This window comes from uncultured Coprobacter sp., assembly GCF_947855755.1.
Lineage (GTDB): Bacteria > Bacteroidota > Bacteroidia > Bacteroidales > Coprobacteraceae > Coprobacter.
In genome coordinates, this window is record NZ_CANUAR010000007.1 from 84119 (window position 1) to 100865 (window position 16747).

The window sequence follows — 16747 nt, forward strand, 5'->3', positions numbered from 1 at the left end:
CATAACATAAAAAAGGCCATCAGACAATCTGCCCGATGACCTTTTAGGAAATAATATATAGTTTTAGAATGCCAAACCGAGACGGAATCCGAAATTATTTAATCCGTCGAGCGAATAAGTAAGCACATTCCCTTTATTGGTAGCATAACTATAATATAATGCTACATGGAAACCGACCGACTTGTCCTGAGTAGGATACATCGTAATACCTACTTCAGGAGAAATATAGAATCCCCAATCATAATCATGAGATTTATACACATTATAATATGATGACATCTCACTATATTCAGGACCTAATTTCAATGACAAATAAGGAATGAACTGACTTTCGGGAACAAAACGATAACGGAAAGATGCTCCGAAAGGCAATTGGAACAATGAATGCTGCTGATCTGTGGTCATTGCCGCCGTTTCGGAAATATTCAGTGTTCTCTGCCCAAAATATTCATTATTCGTACTGTAAGCCAAGAAAAGACCTACTCCAATATTATCGGTGATAAAATAACCACCTTCAAAATTCATACCCCAACCACTGGCAGTGCTTGCAAATTTATTACTTAGCGGTACGTTGAATTGCCAGTCCACATTGGCATAACCATTTTTCACCTGAGCTTGTCCTACCGCAGGAACAGCCATGAAAGCCGCCATTATAACGGCGAGTTTCAATCCTATATTTTTTATTGTTTTCATCTTGTCTGTAATTTTATTTTTTCAAATAAGGAGATTGGACATAAGCTTGATTTACAGCTGTGATAGCAAGTTGTGTGTTAAAGCGGTTAGAACCGGAAAGCAAACCGGTCATATACGCACTCCACAAAACAGGAAGTTTTTCTTTTTGTCCGGTCGGCGCACTCAAATTTACCAATTCTGCAAGCATAGAACCTACATTATAGCTATAAACTACACTATAAGGATAGTACCAGCCACCACCCCAGTAGCCGCCCCAATAACCGGGATACCAATAACCGGGATAATCCCACCACCAATAGGGGTTGCTATAACCTGTAAAATAGTATGAATCTTCGACATAACTTACTTGAATACCCAAATCGGCATCCTCTTTCTCCTCGACCCTTGTGTAGCCTCTGTCATCCATATTTTTCACATAAGTGTCGATAATATTCAACGCATTTTCATCTTTCCAGTATTTTGCTTCTTTACTGTCTGAGATAAGTAAAATACTGTCTGGGATATAATACGTTGAAAACTCGCTGAAATTTTCTTTTTTATCATAATCGGTATAGACCATGAAATTGTCATCCAATTTAGACATATCGGGGTCTTTTTGACACGATGTTGATAAAAATAATACGAATAGTACCGGTAGTACAGAAATCATTTTTTTCATATTACTTTCCATTTAAATTTATTATTAGAAACGATTATGATTCCATAACAATACTTATAAAAGAAAGTTTGAAAAACAGGTGTTAATAAGCTATAACCGAATATGATTTTAACATTTTATCTTTTAAGAAGCTGTCTGAATTTCCCGATAAAAACTGTATTTCCTACAAAACAGCTCTCTACAACACGTTTTTCGTTATTTTTATGTAAGTTTGCCGGGAAATGCAAAAAACCGGAAAAATGCAAATCGATAATTGTTTTCAACTTCCTAAATACGTTATTATCGTGGCCGGAGGAAAAGGATTGAGAATGGGTGGAGAAATTCCCAAACAATTCCGCCCGATCTCAGGTCATCCGGTACTGATGCACACTCTCGAAGCTTTTTATAGATATGATCCTGAAATAGAAATAATTTTGGTATTACCCGAAGAACACCAAAATTATTGGAACGACTTATGTCTTCAACATCGATTTACTCTTAAACACAGAGTCGTTACAGGAGGACCGACCCGTTTTCATTCAGTAAAAAACGGACTCGATACTTTGCCTGATAACGGGCTGGTAGCCGTGCACGACGGTGTACGCCCATTAGTTTCCGAAGAGGTAATCGACAACGCATTCGAAGAAGCGAAACGATCAGGTGCGGTAATTCCGGTCATTGAAGTAACCGATTCTCTACGAGAGTTGACCCCAAACGGAAAAAGCAAATCTGTCCCGAGAAACTTATATCGGAGTGTACAAACTCCTCAAGTTTTCAAAACCGCGCTTTTGAAAGAAGCGTACCGTCAGCCGTTCTGCAACTTCTTTACCGACGATGCATCAGTCGTTGAGGCCACAGGCAAAGAGGTCAAGTTGATAAAAGGAAACACAGAAAACATAAAAATTACAACCCCAAAAGATTTGTTATTGGCAGAAATGTTATTATCCCATGTCTGACTTATCGACCCGCGACATAAAATTTCTACCGGGAGTAGGTCCGAAAAAAGCGGAACTATTCAATAAAGAACTGAAAATATTCAGCTTCGAAGATCTTTTATACTATTTCCCTTATAAATATATAGACCGCAGCCGTACCTATAAAATCAAGGAAATCGACGGAAATATGCCCTATATCCAACTACGGGGAGAGATATTGAATTTCGAAACACAAGGCGAAGGCAAAGGTCGTCGACTCATCGCCCGTTTTTCTGACGGAACAGGCATCATCGAACTGGTATGGTTTAAAGGGATAAAATTCATTATCGAAAAATACAAACCGGGTACAGAATACACTCTGTTCGGAAAACCGATCCGGTTCGGTAACAAATTCAATATCGCCCATCCCGAGATCGATCCGATCGACGATATTATCGATAAAGCTCCGGGATTACAAGCTTATTATAATACGACAGAGAAAATGAAGAGCCATTTTCTTAATTCGAAGGCTATACAAAAAATCATGTATAATCTTTGGAAAAGTATTAATGGTCCTCTTCCCGAAACATTACCGGCACAGGTTATCGCCCGTTCCCAAGTCATCTATCTGACCGAAGCCATACGAAATATACATTTCCCACAATCTCCCGACCTGCTTAGAAAAGCGCAATTCAGACTTAAATTCGAAGAACTGTTCTACCTGCAACTGAATATACTTCGTTTTACCCGACAAAGACAAAAAAAACTGGGAGGTTTTCGGTTCGACCACATCGGAGACCATTTCAATAATTTTTATCATCAATGTTTACCTTTTGAGCTGACAAACGCTCAAAAAAGAGTATTACGGGAAATTCGTGCAGATGTCGGAAGCGGGAAACAGATGAATCGTTTGTTACAAGGAGACGTCGGAAGCGGAAAAACCCTGGTAGCCCTAATGAGCATGCTAATGGCTGTCGATAACGGATTTCAGGCATGTCTCATGGCTCCCACCGAAATATTGGCATCTCAGCATTACGAATCGATCAGCGAATTAGTAGCCCCAATTGGCATACATGTAGAATTGCTGACCGGATCGACACGGAAAAGAGAAAGAGAACGCATTCATGAAGGATTACTGACGGGAGATGTAAATCTGATTATCGGTACACATGCACTGATCGAAGATACCGTACTCTTTTCAAATCTGGGATTAGTAGTCATCGACGAACAGCACCGCTTCGGAGTAGAACAACGTGCACGACTGTGGAAAAAAAACAATCGGCCTCCCCACATACTGGTAATGACGGCAACACCCATTCCCCGAACATTGGCAATGACCGTTTACGGAGATTTGGACGTTTCGGTAATCGACGAACTCCCTCCGGGAAGGAAGCCGATACAAACCATACACCAATACGATAATAAACGAGGAGCTCTATATGCATCTATTCGTAAACAAATCGAAATAGGCCGACAGATTTACATCGTATATCCGCTTATACAAGAAAGTGAACGTTCGGATCTGAAAAATCTGGAAGACGGATTTAAACATATACAAGAGGTCTTTCCCGAGTTTAAAGTTTGCATGGTACACGGCAAAATGAAACCGGCCGAGAAAGAAGCCGAAATGCAGAAATTTGTTTCAGGAGAAGCCCACATCATGGTGGCGACTACTGTAATCGAAGTAGGTGTAAATGTTCCGAATGCCTCGGTAATGATCATAGAAAATGCCGAACGTTTCGGATTATCGCAATTGCACCAATTACGAGGACGTGTAGGACGGGGAGCAGATCAATCATATTGTATCTTGATGACTTCGCACAAGCTCTCCCAAGAAACACGAAAACGACTCGAAATCATGGTACGCACGAACGACGGCTTCGAAATATCGGAAGCCGATCTGCAATTACGAGGTCCGGGAGATATGGAAGGTACTCAACAAAGCGGCATCGCTTTCGACTTAAAAATCGCAAACATCGCTAAAGACGGACAAATATTGCAATTAGCCCGTGATATTGCTAATGAAATTTTAGATAAAGATCCTGAATTGTCTCTGACAGAAAACTATGTTCTGAACCGCCAATTACAAAAAATATTCAAAAAGAAAATCAATTGGAGTCTGATCAGTTAAAAGTCTGTCCAAATCTTTATTTCTTAAATTGTTCAAACATGTTGCAAAACATATTTTTCAATAAACACCTAAAATACAAGTAATTATCAGCAAACAAAGCATTATTCTCCTCTCCGCTACCATAAAAGATGTTAATCAAAAAATCCTTTTTCCGGACAAAATCATTACCTTTGAAAATGTGAGCCTAAATCTGGGCACATAGCGTATCGATTACGATATCCACATTTACATTATCCATGTTCCGGGAATCCGGAAAAGTAAGATAAAAAATCATCGGAATGAAATTGATTGGATTAAAACAATTTATTATTACAGGCTTATTAACAGTGATCCCCTTTGGTTTAGTTTCAGCGCAAACCACAAAGCCGGCCACTAAAAAACATACCTCCATTCAAGAAGATCTTATCGCCTATAACAAAGTAATTCCCCGCATTATGAACGTGGTGGATTCAACAGCTCTTAAAAAAAGGCTGGAACAGGAATATAACGAATATCCCGCTCTTGATCTTTACGGAGACAACTGGAATACAGAATGGGTAAATCCTTACAAATCGACCGTACAATTTCCCGATTCGTTCTCAATCGACGTCTCTAATTATTGCATGCCAGTTCCGGGATATAAAACCTCTGATTATGGTCCTCGCTGGCGCAGAATGCACAGAGGCGTAGATTTAAAACTTCAGGTAGGCGATACTGTGAGAGCCGCATTTTCCGGGAAAGTAAGAATTACGAAATATGAGGCTAGAGGATACGGTTATTATGTATTATTAAGACATCCGAACGGATTAGAAACAATTTACGGACATCTTTCAAAAATATTGGTTCGACCCAACCAGATCGTTAAAGTAGGTGATCCTATCGCATTAGGAGGTAACACCGGAAGATCAACAGGCCCTCACCTGCATTTTGAAACACGTTTTTTAGGTTTGGATATAAACCCGAACGAAATTTTCGATTTTGTCAATCAAGTTCCTCACACCGATACTTATGTATTCAGAGCAAAGTCGACAGTCAAAAATGCTTATTCGGCACGCACCGCAGCATCGAAAAGCGGAAATAACGGAAGCAAATACGTCACTTACAGAGTGAAAAAAGGAGATACGCTCTCTTCTATTGCCGTCAAATATCGTACAACGGTAAATACATTATGCCGACTGAACGGTATCAGCAAAAATAAGATATTGCGATTGGGACAACCTATTCGAGTAAAATAAAAGAAGTGAAAATTTGACATTCTGATTAAAAGCTGTTATCTTTGCCGAGATTTTGAAAAACAGGAAAGATATGATAATTAATATTTATCTGAATAGTGGCATACCGCATTCAAGCATGTCGAATCCCGACAGCAATTTCCCGTTTTTCGTTGACGATGAACTCAAATTTTTTATTATATAATGCGTTGGCTTTATTGCTAACGCATTTTTTTTGATCGGACAACAAGAATTTAAAATAATATCCATTTATGCAGAAATCTATTAAAAAAGTACTGGTATTAGGATCCGGCGCTTTAAAAATCGGACAAGCGGGAGAATTTGACTATTCCGGATCTCAAGCATTAAAAGCATTAAAAGAAGAAGGAATCAAGACAGTCCTTATCAATCCTAACATAGCGACAATACAAACGTCGGAAGGGATTGCCGATCAAGTATATTTCTTACCTGTAACCCCCTATTTCGTAGAAGAAATTTTCAAAAAGGAGCAACCCGACGGTATTCTTCTCGCATTTGGCGGTCAAACTGCATTGAACTGCGGAACAGAATTATATAATAAAGGTATTCTGGATAAATACAATGTAAAAGTATTGGGTACTTCGGTAGAAGCGATAATGAATACCGAAGACCGGGATTTATTTGTTAAGAAACTAAATGAAATCGGCGTTAAGACCCCGAAAAGCATAGCTGTAGAGTCGATGGAAGATGCCTTTAAAGCTGCCGAAGCAATCGGATATCCTCTGATCATACGCTCGGCATACGCTTTAGGAGGTATGGGTAGCGGTTTTTGTTACAATGAAAAAGAATTAAAAGAGCTTGCCGAGAATGCATTTTCTTATTCTAATCAGATTCTTGTAGAGGAATCTCTAAAAGGGTGGAAAGAAATCGAGTTTGAAGTCATACGGGATAAAAACGATCACTGTTTTACCGTTGCGAGTATGGAAAATTTCGATCCGCTCGGCATACATACCGGTGAAAGTATCGTTGTCGCACCGACTTGTTCTCTTGACGAAAAAGAACTGGCTCTGTTACAAGAACTTTCTAAAAGAACTATCCGCCATCTGGGTATCGTCGGAGAATGCAATATACAATACGCTTTCAATTCCGAAACAGACGATTATCGGGTAATCGAAGTCAATGCTCGGTTAAGCCGTTCTTCAGCTTTAGCTTCAAAAGCGACCGGTTATCCTTTAGCATTCGTCGCTGCAAAACTCGCTTTAGGTTATTCTTTAGATCAAATCGGAGAAATGGGAACTCCCAATTCGGCATACGTAGCACCGAGTCTCGACTACTATATCTGCAAAATTCCCCGCTGGGATTTGAACAAATTCGCCGGAGTATCCCGACTAATCGGATCGAGCATGAAATCGGTAGGAGAAATCATGTCTATCGGTAAAAGTTTTGAAGAAATCATTCAAAAAGGTCTAAGAATGATCGGACAGGGAATGCACGGTTTCGTAGGAAACAGCGACCTGAAATTCGACAATCTGGCAGAAGAACTTTCCCACCCCACCGATATGCGTATCTTCGCTATTGCTGAGGCATTCGACAAAGGTTATACGATCGAGAAGATACATGATCTGACAAAAATAGACTCATGGTTCCTCGGTAAGCTGAAAAATATTCACGACTATAAATTAAAACTTCAAACATACGATCATATAGAAGATATTCCTGCAGACGTAATGCTCGAAGCAAAACGTCTCGGATTCTCTGATTTCCAGATTGCCCGTTTTGTGGAGAATCCACAAGGGAATATGGAAGCTGAAAATATCCGTACCCGCAATCATCGGAAGAAATTAGGAATACTTCCTTCTGTAAAACGAATCAATACCGTAGCTTCGGAACATCCGGAACTGACCAATTATCTGTATTTGACGTATGACGGAAGCGATCATGACATTCCTTATTACAAAAACGACAAATCGGTCGTAGTGCTCGGATCAGGAGCATACCGCATAGGTAGTTCGGTAGAATTCGACTGGTGTTCGGTAAATGCCGTGCAAACAGCCCGTAAATTAGGATATAAATCGATAATGATCAATTACAATCCTGAAACGGTATCGACAGACTACGACATGTGCGACCGGCTTTATTTCGATGAGCTGACCTATGAACGGGTACTTGATGTGATCGACTTGGAATCCCCTAAAGGGGTCATCGTATCGGTAGGCGGACAAATTCCGAATAACCTGGCAATGAAATTACATCGTCAGCAAGTACCTATTCTCGGGACATCTCCGGTCTCCATCGACCGTGCAGAAAACCGTCACAAATTTTCCAGCATGCTCGATCAATTGGGTATAGACCAACCGGCATGGAAAGAACTCACCAGTATGGACGAGATCGATGCGTTTATCGAAAAAGTAGGATTCCCGGTATTGGTACGTCCGTCATATGTACTTTCCGGAGCTGCCATGAATGTTTGCTACGATAAAGAAGGATTGAGAAACTTCCTTGATCTTGCTGCTCACGTATCAAAAGAATATCCCGTTGTAGTTTCTCAATTTTTGCAGAACGCCAAAGAGATAGAATTCGATGCCGTAGCTAAAAACGGAGAAGTTGTGGAGTATGCCATCTCCGAACATGTCGAGTTTGCAGGAGTACATTCAGGAGATGCGACTCTGGTATTCCCGGCTCAGAAAATCTATTTTGAGACTGCCCGCCGCATAAAGAAAATCAGCCGGCAGATCGCAAAAGAATTGAATATCAGCGGACCTTTCAACATTCAGTATCTTGCCAAGAATAATGAAGTGAAAGTTATCGAATGTAACTTGCGGGCATCTCGAAGTTTTCCGTTCGTTTCTAAAGTATTGAAGCGAAACTTTATCGAAACGGCAACCCGCATTATGCTCGACGCCCCATACTCACAGCCTGATAAATCGGCCTTCGATGTTGATTGCATCGGTGTCAAAGCCTCTCAATTCTCCTTTGCCCGGTTACAGAATGCCGATCCTGTGTTAGGTGTGGATATGGCATCTACCGGAGAGGTCGGATGTATCGGAGAAGATTTCAATGAAGCACTTTTGACTTCTATGATTGCAGTAGGATATAACATTCCTAAAAAGAGTGTAATGGTCTCTTCAGGATCGGCAAAATCTAAAGTCGATTTATTGGAAGCTTGCCGACTACTCGATCAAAAAGGATATGACTTATATGCTACGGCCGGGACACAAAAATTCCTAAAAGACAATGGCGTAAAGAATGTGCAAGTCGTTTCATGGCCGGATGAAAATAAAGAAAACAACGTCATGGACATGATCTCGGAACACAAATTCGAATTGGTTATCAATATTCCTAAAAATCATACTAAACGGGAACTGACCAACGGTTACAAGATCCGCCGTGCTTCGATAGATCACAATATTCCGCTATTGACAAATGCCCGTCTGGCAAGTGCATTTATAGAAGCATTCTGCAACATAGGAATGGAAGACATAGAAATCAAGAGTTGGAAAGAATATAAATAAAAGATTATTTTGAAAACCTGTTTAAGTTTTATACTTAGACGGTCTTAAATCATACGATAAAAAGTAAGGCGGATAAAATTATCCGCCTTACTTTTTATCGTATGGTTTAGAAAATTCCACTACAACACGCCTTGTGCCATCATTGCTTTTGCAACTTTCATAAATCCGGCAACATTAGCTCCCTTGACATAGTTAACAGTACCATCCTCTTGTTTACCATAACGTACACATTGAGTATGGATGTCGAACATAATCTGTTTCAAACGAGCATCGACTTCTTCTGCCGTCCAGTTTAATTTGATGGAGTTCTGAGTCATTTCGAGACCACTTACAGAAACTCCTCCCGCATTAGCGGCTTTACCCGGAGCATAAAGAATCTTCGCTTTCAAGAACTCATCGATAGCCTCAGGAGTCGAAGGCATGTTTGCTCCTTCCGACACGGCAAAACATCCATTTGCAAGCAAAGCACGAGCATCATCTCCATCCAATTCGTTCTGAGTAGCACTCGGCATGGCGATGTCGCACTTTTCGCCCCAAGGACGACCACCTTCTACATACTTGCAACCATACTGTTCTGCATATTCCTTTATACGTCCGCGATATAGATTTTTCAATTCAAATATATATTTCAATTTGGCTTCATCAATACCGTCAGGATCATAAATGTAACCGTTACTGTCAGACATGGTAACAACTTTAGCTCCAAGACTGATCAATTTTTCTACTGTATATTGAGCTACATTTCCCGATCCCGATACCGTAACGACTTTACCTTTAATATCTATATTCCGGGTTTTCAGCATTTCAAGAAGGAAATATACATTGCCATAACCGGTAGCCTCCGGACGAATCAAAGACCCCCCGAATTCAAGACCTTTACCGGTAAAAGTTCCAGTATTTTCACGAGCCAGTTTTTTATACATACCATACATATAACCGACCTCGCGTCCTCCTACTCCGATATCACCGGCAGGAACATCAGTTTCCGGCCCGATATGCCGCCATAATTCGGTAACAAAAGCCTGACAAAAACGCATGATTTCCGTATCGGATTTTCCTTTCGGGTTAAAGTCCGAACCTCCTTTACCCCCACCCATCGGCAATGTCGTCAAAGAGTTTTTAAAAGTCTGTTCGAACGCAAGGAATTTAAGGATAGACAAGTTTACGGATGAATGGAAACGAATTCCCCCTTTATACGGTCCGATTGCATTATTATGCTGTACTCGATATCCCATATTGGTTTGCACTTTTCCTTTATCATCCAACCAAGTTACACGAAATGAAAAAATACGATCAGGAATACAAAGTCTTTCAATAAGATTGTAACGGTCAAACTCAGGATGTTCATTGTAGGCATCCTCGATAGTTGACAACACTTCTTCCACAGCCTGATGATATTCAGGTTCATTCGGGAAACGTCTTTTCAGTTCACTCAGTACGTTTTGTGCATTCATTTTTCTTGATAATTTATAGTAATAAATAATTCAGATTCTAATCATATTTCTACATAAAGCAAGCCTTTACCTTCACTCTTACTTCTGACTTTTTACTTTCCAGGCGTTCATTAGTAATAAAAATGCAAGAAATAGAGGCTATATCTTTTATTTTGACGCAAATTTAAAACAAATAATTTGATAATTGCAAGAAATAACAGAAAATAAATAACAAAAAGCGCAATAAAATTATTTTTAATGGCAAAAAGATCTGTTTTTATCTATTTATGAAAAATTTTGACACAAATAAAAATACGGTATATTCAAACATTCTATCTAAGAGCCAGCCTGAATTTTCCGATAATATTTCTTATTAGAAAATTTAGACCGGCTCTTAATCGGTTATTAAATTATATTTCATATCTTTAATGCAGCCAGAATTATTTTATGAAATCATAAATATGCCATCATCTAACTACACATAAATTACACACTTATGAAAAAAAAATTTTCAACACACAAAAAAAGGTTTTCCTTTTCAGCCCCAAAATGGATATTAGCAATCTGCTTAGCGAGTATTGCAGGAAATGTCTCGGCAACACAACCCCAAAAATCAGGTAAGGCATACGTTGTCTCCAATGCACACCTGGATACGCAATGGTTGTGGACGGTACAAACATCGATCATTGACTATATTCCCCGCACCATTCATCAGAACTTAGCGCTTATACGTGATTATCCCGATTATATTTTCAATTTTGAAGGAGCTGTAAAATATAATTGGATGAAAGAATATTATCCTCTTGATTATGAAAAAGTAAAAGAGGCCATAAAAAGCGGAAGATGGCATATATCCGGATCTTCATGGGATGCTAACGACGTGAATGTTCCGTCTCCCGAATCCAGTTTCCGAAATATTCTGCTCGGACAAGAATTTTATAAAAAAGAATTCGGACTGAAATCGACTGACATTTTTTTACCCGATTGTTTCGGTTTTGGCTATACACTCCCTTCTATTGCCAAACATTGCGGTCTTATTGGTTTCTCCACTCAAAAATTAGGATGGCGCAAAAAACCGTTTTACGGAGACTCGAAAATACCGTTTACCATAGGACGCTGGAAAGGAATCGACGGAGCTGAACTGATATGTGCTTTAGACTGCGGCAGTTATGTCTACAACTTCAATGAAGATGATCTTACAAAAGACAGCGATCTGATGCAACGCATAGAAAGAGATCCGATGCATACGGCATACCGCTATTTCGGTGCTGGGGACAGAGGGGGTTCGGCAATGCCTGTTTCTGCCATGGCAATAGAAAAAGCCCAAACTTCAGGAGATGGGCCGATAGAGATTGTCAGTGCATCTTCCGACCAACTATATAAAGACTACCTACACTCCGGGAAAGTAGAAGAGCTCCCCGTATTCGACGGCGAATTGTTAATGGACGTACATGCTTCGGGATGTTATACCTCTCAATCGGCAATGAAACGATTCAATCGTAGAAATGAACAATTAGCAGATGCAGCCGAACGAGCATCTGTAATTGCCGAATGGATCGGTGCTCTGCCTTATCAAAGTAAAACTTTGACCGAAAGCTGGCAGCGTTTCATTTGGCATCAATTCCATGATGATCTTACAGGAACCAGTATTCGAGAAGTATATCCTTTTTCTTGGAATGATGAAATTCTGTCCCAAACTCAGTTTATGCAAGTGATGAACACTGCAAGCGGTGCAGTTATTTCAGGGATGGACACAAAAGTTAAAGGCATCCCGGTTGTAATCTATAATCCGACTGCTTATGCCCGTAAAAATATTGCCGAAGCCTTTATCCCCACAGACAAATCCCCTTCAGGCATAAAAGTTTACACTCCCGACGGAAAGGAAACTCCCGCACAAATACTCGGATATACCGATGGAAAGGTACATATCTTATTCGCGGCAAATGTCGATCCGGTAAGTTATAGTGTATATGATATCCGTCTATCCGGAAAACAAAAAAATACAAAAACACTGACAACTACTGCAAATTCTATCGAAAACAGTATTTATAAAGTCACTCTAAACTCCAATGGCGATATATCTTCGATTATAGACAAAAGAGTCGGCAAAGAACTTGTTAAAAATGGAAAGGCAATACGACTCGCTTTATTCCGAAACAATATGTCAAACGAATGGCCGGCATGGGAAATTATTAAAAGCGTAATGGATGCCGAACCCGAATCCATAAAAGAAGATGTCAAAATCACAATAGAAGAAAATGGAGGTTTACGATCTGTGCTGAAAGTAGAACGTAAAGACGGTGACAGTAAATTTACACAACGCATTTGCCTCACCGAAGGTGCTGCAGATGATCGTATCGACATCGTTACCGATATAGACTGGGCGACGAAAGCATCACTATTAAAAGCGGAGTTTCCTTTGTCTGTATCTAATAAGGAAGCTACTTATGACTTAGGATTAGGGAACATAAAAAGAGGAAACAACACAGAACTCGCTTATGAGGTTTATGCACAACACTGGGCAGACCTTTCTGACGAAGACGGGTCTTATGGCGTTTCAATTCTGAATAACTGTAAATACGGTTGGGATAAACCCGATGACAATACTCTTCGTCTGACCTTATTGCACACACCGGGATCGGAGGAACGGTATGCCCATCAACGGACTATGGATCTCGGACACCATCAGATTATTTATTCCATAGTAGGACATACTCAGTCTCTCGAAAATGCAGGAATCATACAAAAAGCTGAAGAATTGAATCAACCGTTAATCGCATATATCGCACCTAAACATAACGGAATATTAGGGAAAACAATATCTTTCGTAAATTCAAATACGCCTCAGATAGCCATCAAAATGCTGAAAAAAGCCGAAAACGGGAACGGATATGTCGTACGGGTTTATGAGACATCCGGTAAAGAGGTAAAAGATGCCCGAATCAGTTTCCCGACAGAGATAGAATGGGCACGTGAAGTAAATGGAATCGAAGAGAATATCAGGGATGTCCCTGTATCCGGGAATTCGATTTCTATCAGTTGCAGTAAATTTCAACCCAAAACCTTTATTGTGAAATTAAAAGATCCGATAAACAAACTTCAACCGGCAGAAAGCAGAACAATCGCATTAAAATATAATGCAAATGGTATATCTACCGATTATTTTGCCGAAATCGCTGATGTAGACGGACACAAATGTTCCTATGCCGCTGAATTATTACCCTCAGTTTTAGAGGTAAACGGTATTCCTTTCAAAATGGGAAAAGCCGGGATAAACAATATAATCAAATGTAAAGGCGATACAATCGACATACCTCAGGATAAAATATACGACAAAGTGTATATACTTGCTGCTGCCACAGACAAAGATCGTACAGCCACATTCCGTATAGGAGACCGGAGTACCGATCTGAAAGTGCCTTATTATACAGATTTTTATGCACAATGGGGATTACAGAATTTCAGCGAAGGATACGTAAAAGACGGTGTTATCGCTCATGTAGGCACACATCGCCACCATCAGGTGTTGGGACTTGAAGGTTCTAACCAATATGTATTCCGCAACGAACCGTATCAATTTACCTATATCTATCGTCTGGAATTAGACGTACCGAAAGGCGCATCTCAAATTATTCTGCCCGATAATGAAAATATCGTCGTATTTGCTGTAACAGCAAGTATCGATCCAGCCAATGATGCAAAACCGGCAATAGAACCGAGAGCTTTGCCTAAACAGACACAGGTAATCGAATACGCTAAGAATTAAGTAAAAAGAAAATCTCAAACCCGACCCGAGTAAAATTTAAACTGGCTCTCAAACTCAATAAACCCAACAGACACCTTGATAAATAATTCATCAAGGTGTCTTTTTATTATATATTTATAATCAATTCTTATACTGAAAGTTGTGTCTATTCCCATTTTATATTAATTTTGAGGCTCAAAATAATGTTGATTTTTCATCACTTTAGATTAGAATAAATTGTCTATGTATAATATACAGACAATCAAAAGATAAAGCCAACATTCACAGAATAGTTATATCTATTTAGAGCCTGTTTAAATTTTACTCGGGTCAGTTTTGAGAATTTCTTCCGAGTATGTTTTTCTGTTTTTACGAGGATGATAGCGGGCTATCTGACGAACGAAAACGGGAAAACAGAGCGAAAGAAAATACAAAGACGACTTGAGAATATTTCTTGCATCGGAAAATTTAAACAGCCTCTTAGTCCCACTTAAAAAGATAAATTTCGGTGCGTAATTAATACTATATATTATAGTACATCTAATAATATATTTATATTTTATTGATTTATAAACTAATATGAATATAGAATTTTTCAAAAATATCAATTCTAAGCTTTTACTATTTTATTTTCTAAGCGTAATCTGCGCTGCAATATCCATCGAAGCACTACAATACAACATAATGCAAAACGAAACATCTGCATTTACATTAATAGTCAGAAAATTCAGAAGTTTGTTTGATGCGTGCATACTCATGCTTCCTTTCTTTTTCATAAACAAACGAAGATGGATAATTTTCATTTTATTATTTCTCTTGGATATATTTTGTTTATCTCAAATATGGTATTTCAGAACATATCAGACTCTAATGCCCTTTTCATCCTATTTTTTATTCGATAACGTCTCTGAAATACTGATAAAAAGTATTATCGGATCTATTCATCCGGGAGATATATGGGTCATTCTACCCACCATACTGCTATTATTTTCATACTTAGGATTTTATAGAAACAATATCAATACGTACGAACCTCTCCGAAAACGTATCGCTTACAGTGCAATGATATTTATAATTTGTTCTTTCGGATATCTTGCAACACCATTAAAAGCAGCGATAATAAAAGATCCGAACCGACCGTCTCCTTGGATAAGATGGACTGCATCTTTCGGACCGTCATTCTATGTCGAAGCAAACGGGCTCGTTCCTTACTTTATTTATACTTTAACTAAGGCAATCGTAACACCAGATCAAATAACTCCAGAAGAAAAAAACTATATCGACCGGTTCATTTTGTCAAAAGAAAAAAAACAAATACACAATACGGTTCTCGACCATCCCCGAAGAAATTTGATCATCATTATCGTCGAGTCACTCAATTCATGGCTATTAAACAAAACAATAGACGGGATCGAAATAACTCCCAACCTAAACCATTTTATAAAAGAAGATTCTGTTATTTCGGCTTTGCATGTTCTTCCCCAAGTAAAAGACGGCAGATCAAGCGACGGACACCTTATGATCAATACAGGAATTCTACCTCTGCAATCAGGAGCAGCGGCAACAACCTGTAAAACAAAACATTTTCCATCATTAGCCGATGCCCTAAAACCTTATGGCTATTATAGCGCCAATATCATCAGCGATGCTGGAAGTTTTTGGAATCAAAAAGAAATGTCTAAAGCTTTCTCATTCGACACGCTCTATGACAAAAGATGCTTGGAAAAAGACGATATGATACGTGGCAGTATCAGCGACAAATCTCTGATGCAACAAAGTTTTAGGATCATAAAAAATTTTCCTGAACCCTTCTTCTGTCAGATCGTAACCGCCTCGACGCACATGCCTTACGACACTCCCATAAACAAGACCCGGATATCTGAGTCCAAGCAATTCACTCCTACGGTAAGAAACTGCATGGAAGCATTTCATTATACAGACCAGGCAATCGGTTCTTTTATCAATTCTCTGAAAAAGAATAATCTATATAAAAATTCAACGATCGTCATTGTTTCCGATCACGATGAGTTAGGGAAGAATGTTTTAGATGGCAGAAAAAAAAGAAAACTATCTGACAGAGAAATTGCTATGATTATTTTAAATGCCCCTCTTTCCCTAAATCATAAAAACATTATGGGACAAATCGACATATATCCGACTTTACTCGATGTCATGGGCTTGAACGATTATTCATGGAAAGGAGTGGGACACAGCATTTTACAATATCCCGTATCCAGTGCCGTACACTGGGATAAAAAATCGATATACGGAAATAGCGACTCCCCTCTTATACCTGATCAAATAAAAGCTTGGGATATATCAAATCTTATTCTATCCAAAGATTATTTCGGATCTTCTAACCCTCACTCGAAATAAAATGATTTTCAAGATATTTCAAACGACGCATACCGTCTTCTCTTAAGAAGAAAAGCTGATAAACGATTTAGAGTCTGTTTAAATTTTTCGATAAGAAAATATCATCAGGTCATTTCTGCGTTTTCTTCCGGTCTGAT

Annotated in this window: 10 protein-coding genes; 6 read left to right on the top strand and 4 right to left on the bottom strand. The window is 39.1% G+C overall.

The genetic code is table 11. From position 1 onward, the window contains the following. Positions 1-63: 63 nt before the first annotated feature. Positions 64-693: an outer membrane beta-barrel protein gene (locus Q0093_RS05910; RefSeq protein WP_294179076.1), complete on the bottom strand. Its 630-nt coding sequence runs from the start codon at positions 691-693 to the stop codon at positions 64-66. Between the two features lie 13 nt (positions 694-706). Then, on the bottom strand, positions 707-1351 hold the full coding sequence (locus Q0093_RS05915) for a DUF4136 domain-containing protein (RefSeq protein WP_294179074.1): 645 nt from the start codon (positions 1349-1351) through the stop codon (positions 707-709). Between the two features lie 239 nt (positions 1352-1590). On the opposite strand from Q0093_RS05915, the gene Q0093_RS05920 reads away from it, so the two are divergent. The 4 genes from Q0093_RS05920 to carB all read left to right on the top strand — a co-directional run bounded on the left by Q0093_RS05920 (position 1591) and on the right by carB (position 9056). Beyond that, a complete protein-coding gene (locus Q0093_RS05920) occupies positions 1591-2286 on the top strand; it encodes a 2-C-methyl-D-erythritol 4-phosphate cytidylyltransferase (RefSeq protein WP_294179072.1) in 696 nt (231 codons plus the stop codon). Beyond that, positions 2279-4375 (top strand): ATP-dependent DNA helicase RecG, encoded by a 2097-nt coding sequence (gene recG, locus Q0093_RS05925; protein ID WP_297928952.1) that lies wholly within the window; start codon positions 2279-2281, stop codon positions 4373-4375. Before Q0093_RS05920 ends, recG begins: the two co-directional genes overlap by 8 nt. 278 nt (positions 4376-4653) lie before the next feature. Beyond that, the gene (locus Q0093_RS05930; RefSeq protein WP_294179067.1) at positions 4654-5589 is read left to right on the top strand and encodes a M23 family metallopeptidase; all 936 of its coding nucleotides are present in this window, start codon (positions 4654-4656) and stop codon (positions 5587-5589) included. Positions 5590-5837: 248 nt separating this feature from the next. Then, the gene (carB, locus tag Q0093_RS05935) at positions 5838-9056 is read left to right on the top strand and encodes a carbamoyl-phosphate synthase (glutamine-hydrolyzing) large subunit (RefSeq protein WP_297928954.1); all 3219 of its coding nucleotides are present in this window, start codon (positions 5838-5840) and stop codon (positions 9054-9056) included. A 119-nt stretch (positions 9057-9175) separates the two neighbouring features. Here the strand turns inward: carB and Q0093_RS05940 are convergent, their stop codons facing one another. Continuing rightward, positions 9176-10510, bottom strand: a complete 1335-nt coding sequence (locus Q0093_RS05940) for an NADP-specific glutamate dehydrogenase (RefSeq protein WP_009317819.1) — start codon at positions 10508-10510, stop codon at positions 9176-9178. 475 nt (positions 10511-10985) lie between these two features. On the opposite strand from Q0093_RS05940, the gene Q0093_RS05945 reads away from it, so the two are divergent. Then, positions 10986-14255 (top strand): alpha-mannosidase, encoded by a 3270-nt coding sequence (locus Q0093_RS05945; protein WP_297928956.1) that lies wholly within the window; start codon positions 10986-10988, stop codon positions 14253-14255. A 605-nt stretch (positions 14256-14860) separates the two neighbouring features. Here the strand turns inward: Q0093_RS05945 and Q0093_RS05950 are convergent. Further along, positions 14861-15037, bottom strand: coding sequence for a hypothetical protein (locus tag Q0093_RS05950; protein ID WP_294179060.1), 177 nt, complete (start codon positions 15035-15037; stop codon positions 14861-14863). 67 nt (positions 15038-15104) lie between these two features. Here Q0093_RS05950 and Q0093_RS05955 point away from each other — a divergent pair, with 67 nt between their 5' ends. Further along, positions 15105-16610 (top strand): LTA synthase family protein, encoded by a 1506-nt coding sequence (locus Q0093_RS05955; RefSeq protein WP_297928958.1) that lies wholly within the window; start codon positions 15105-15107, stop codon positions 16608-16610. The last annotated feature ends 137 nt before the right edge of the window (positions 16611-16747 follow it).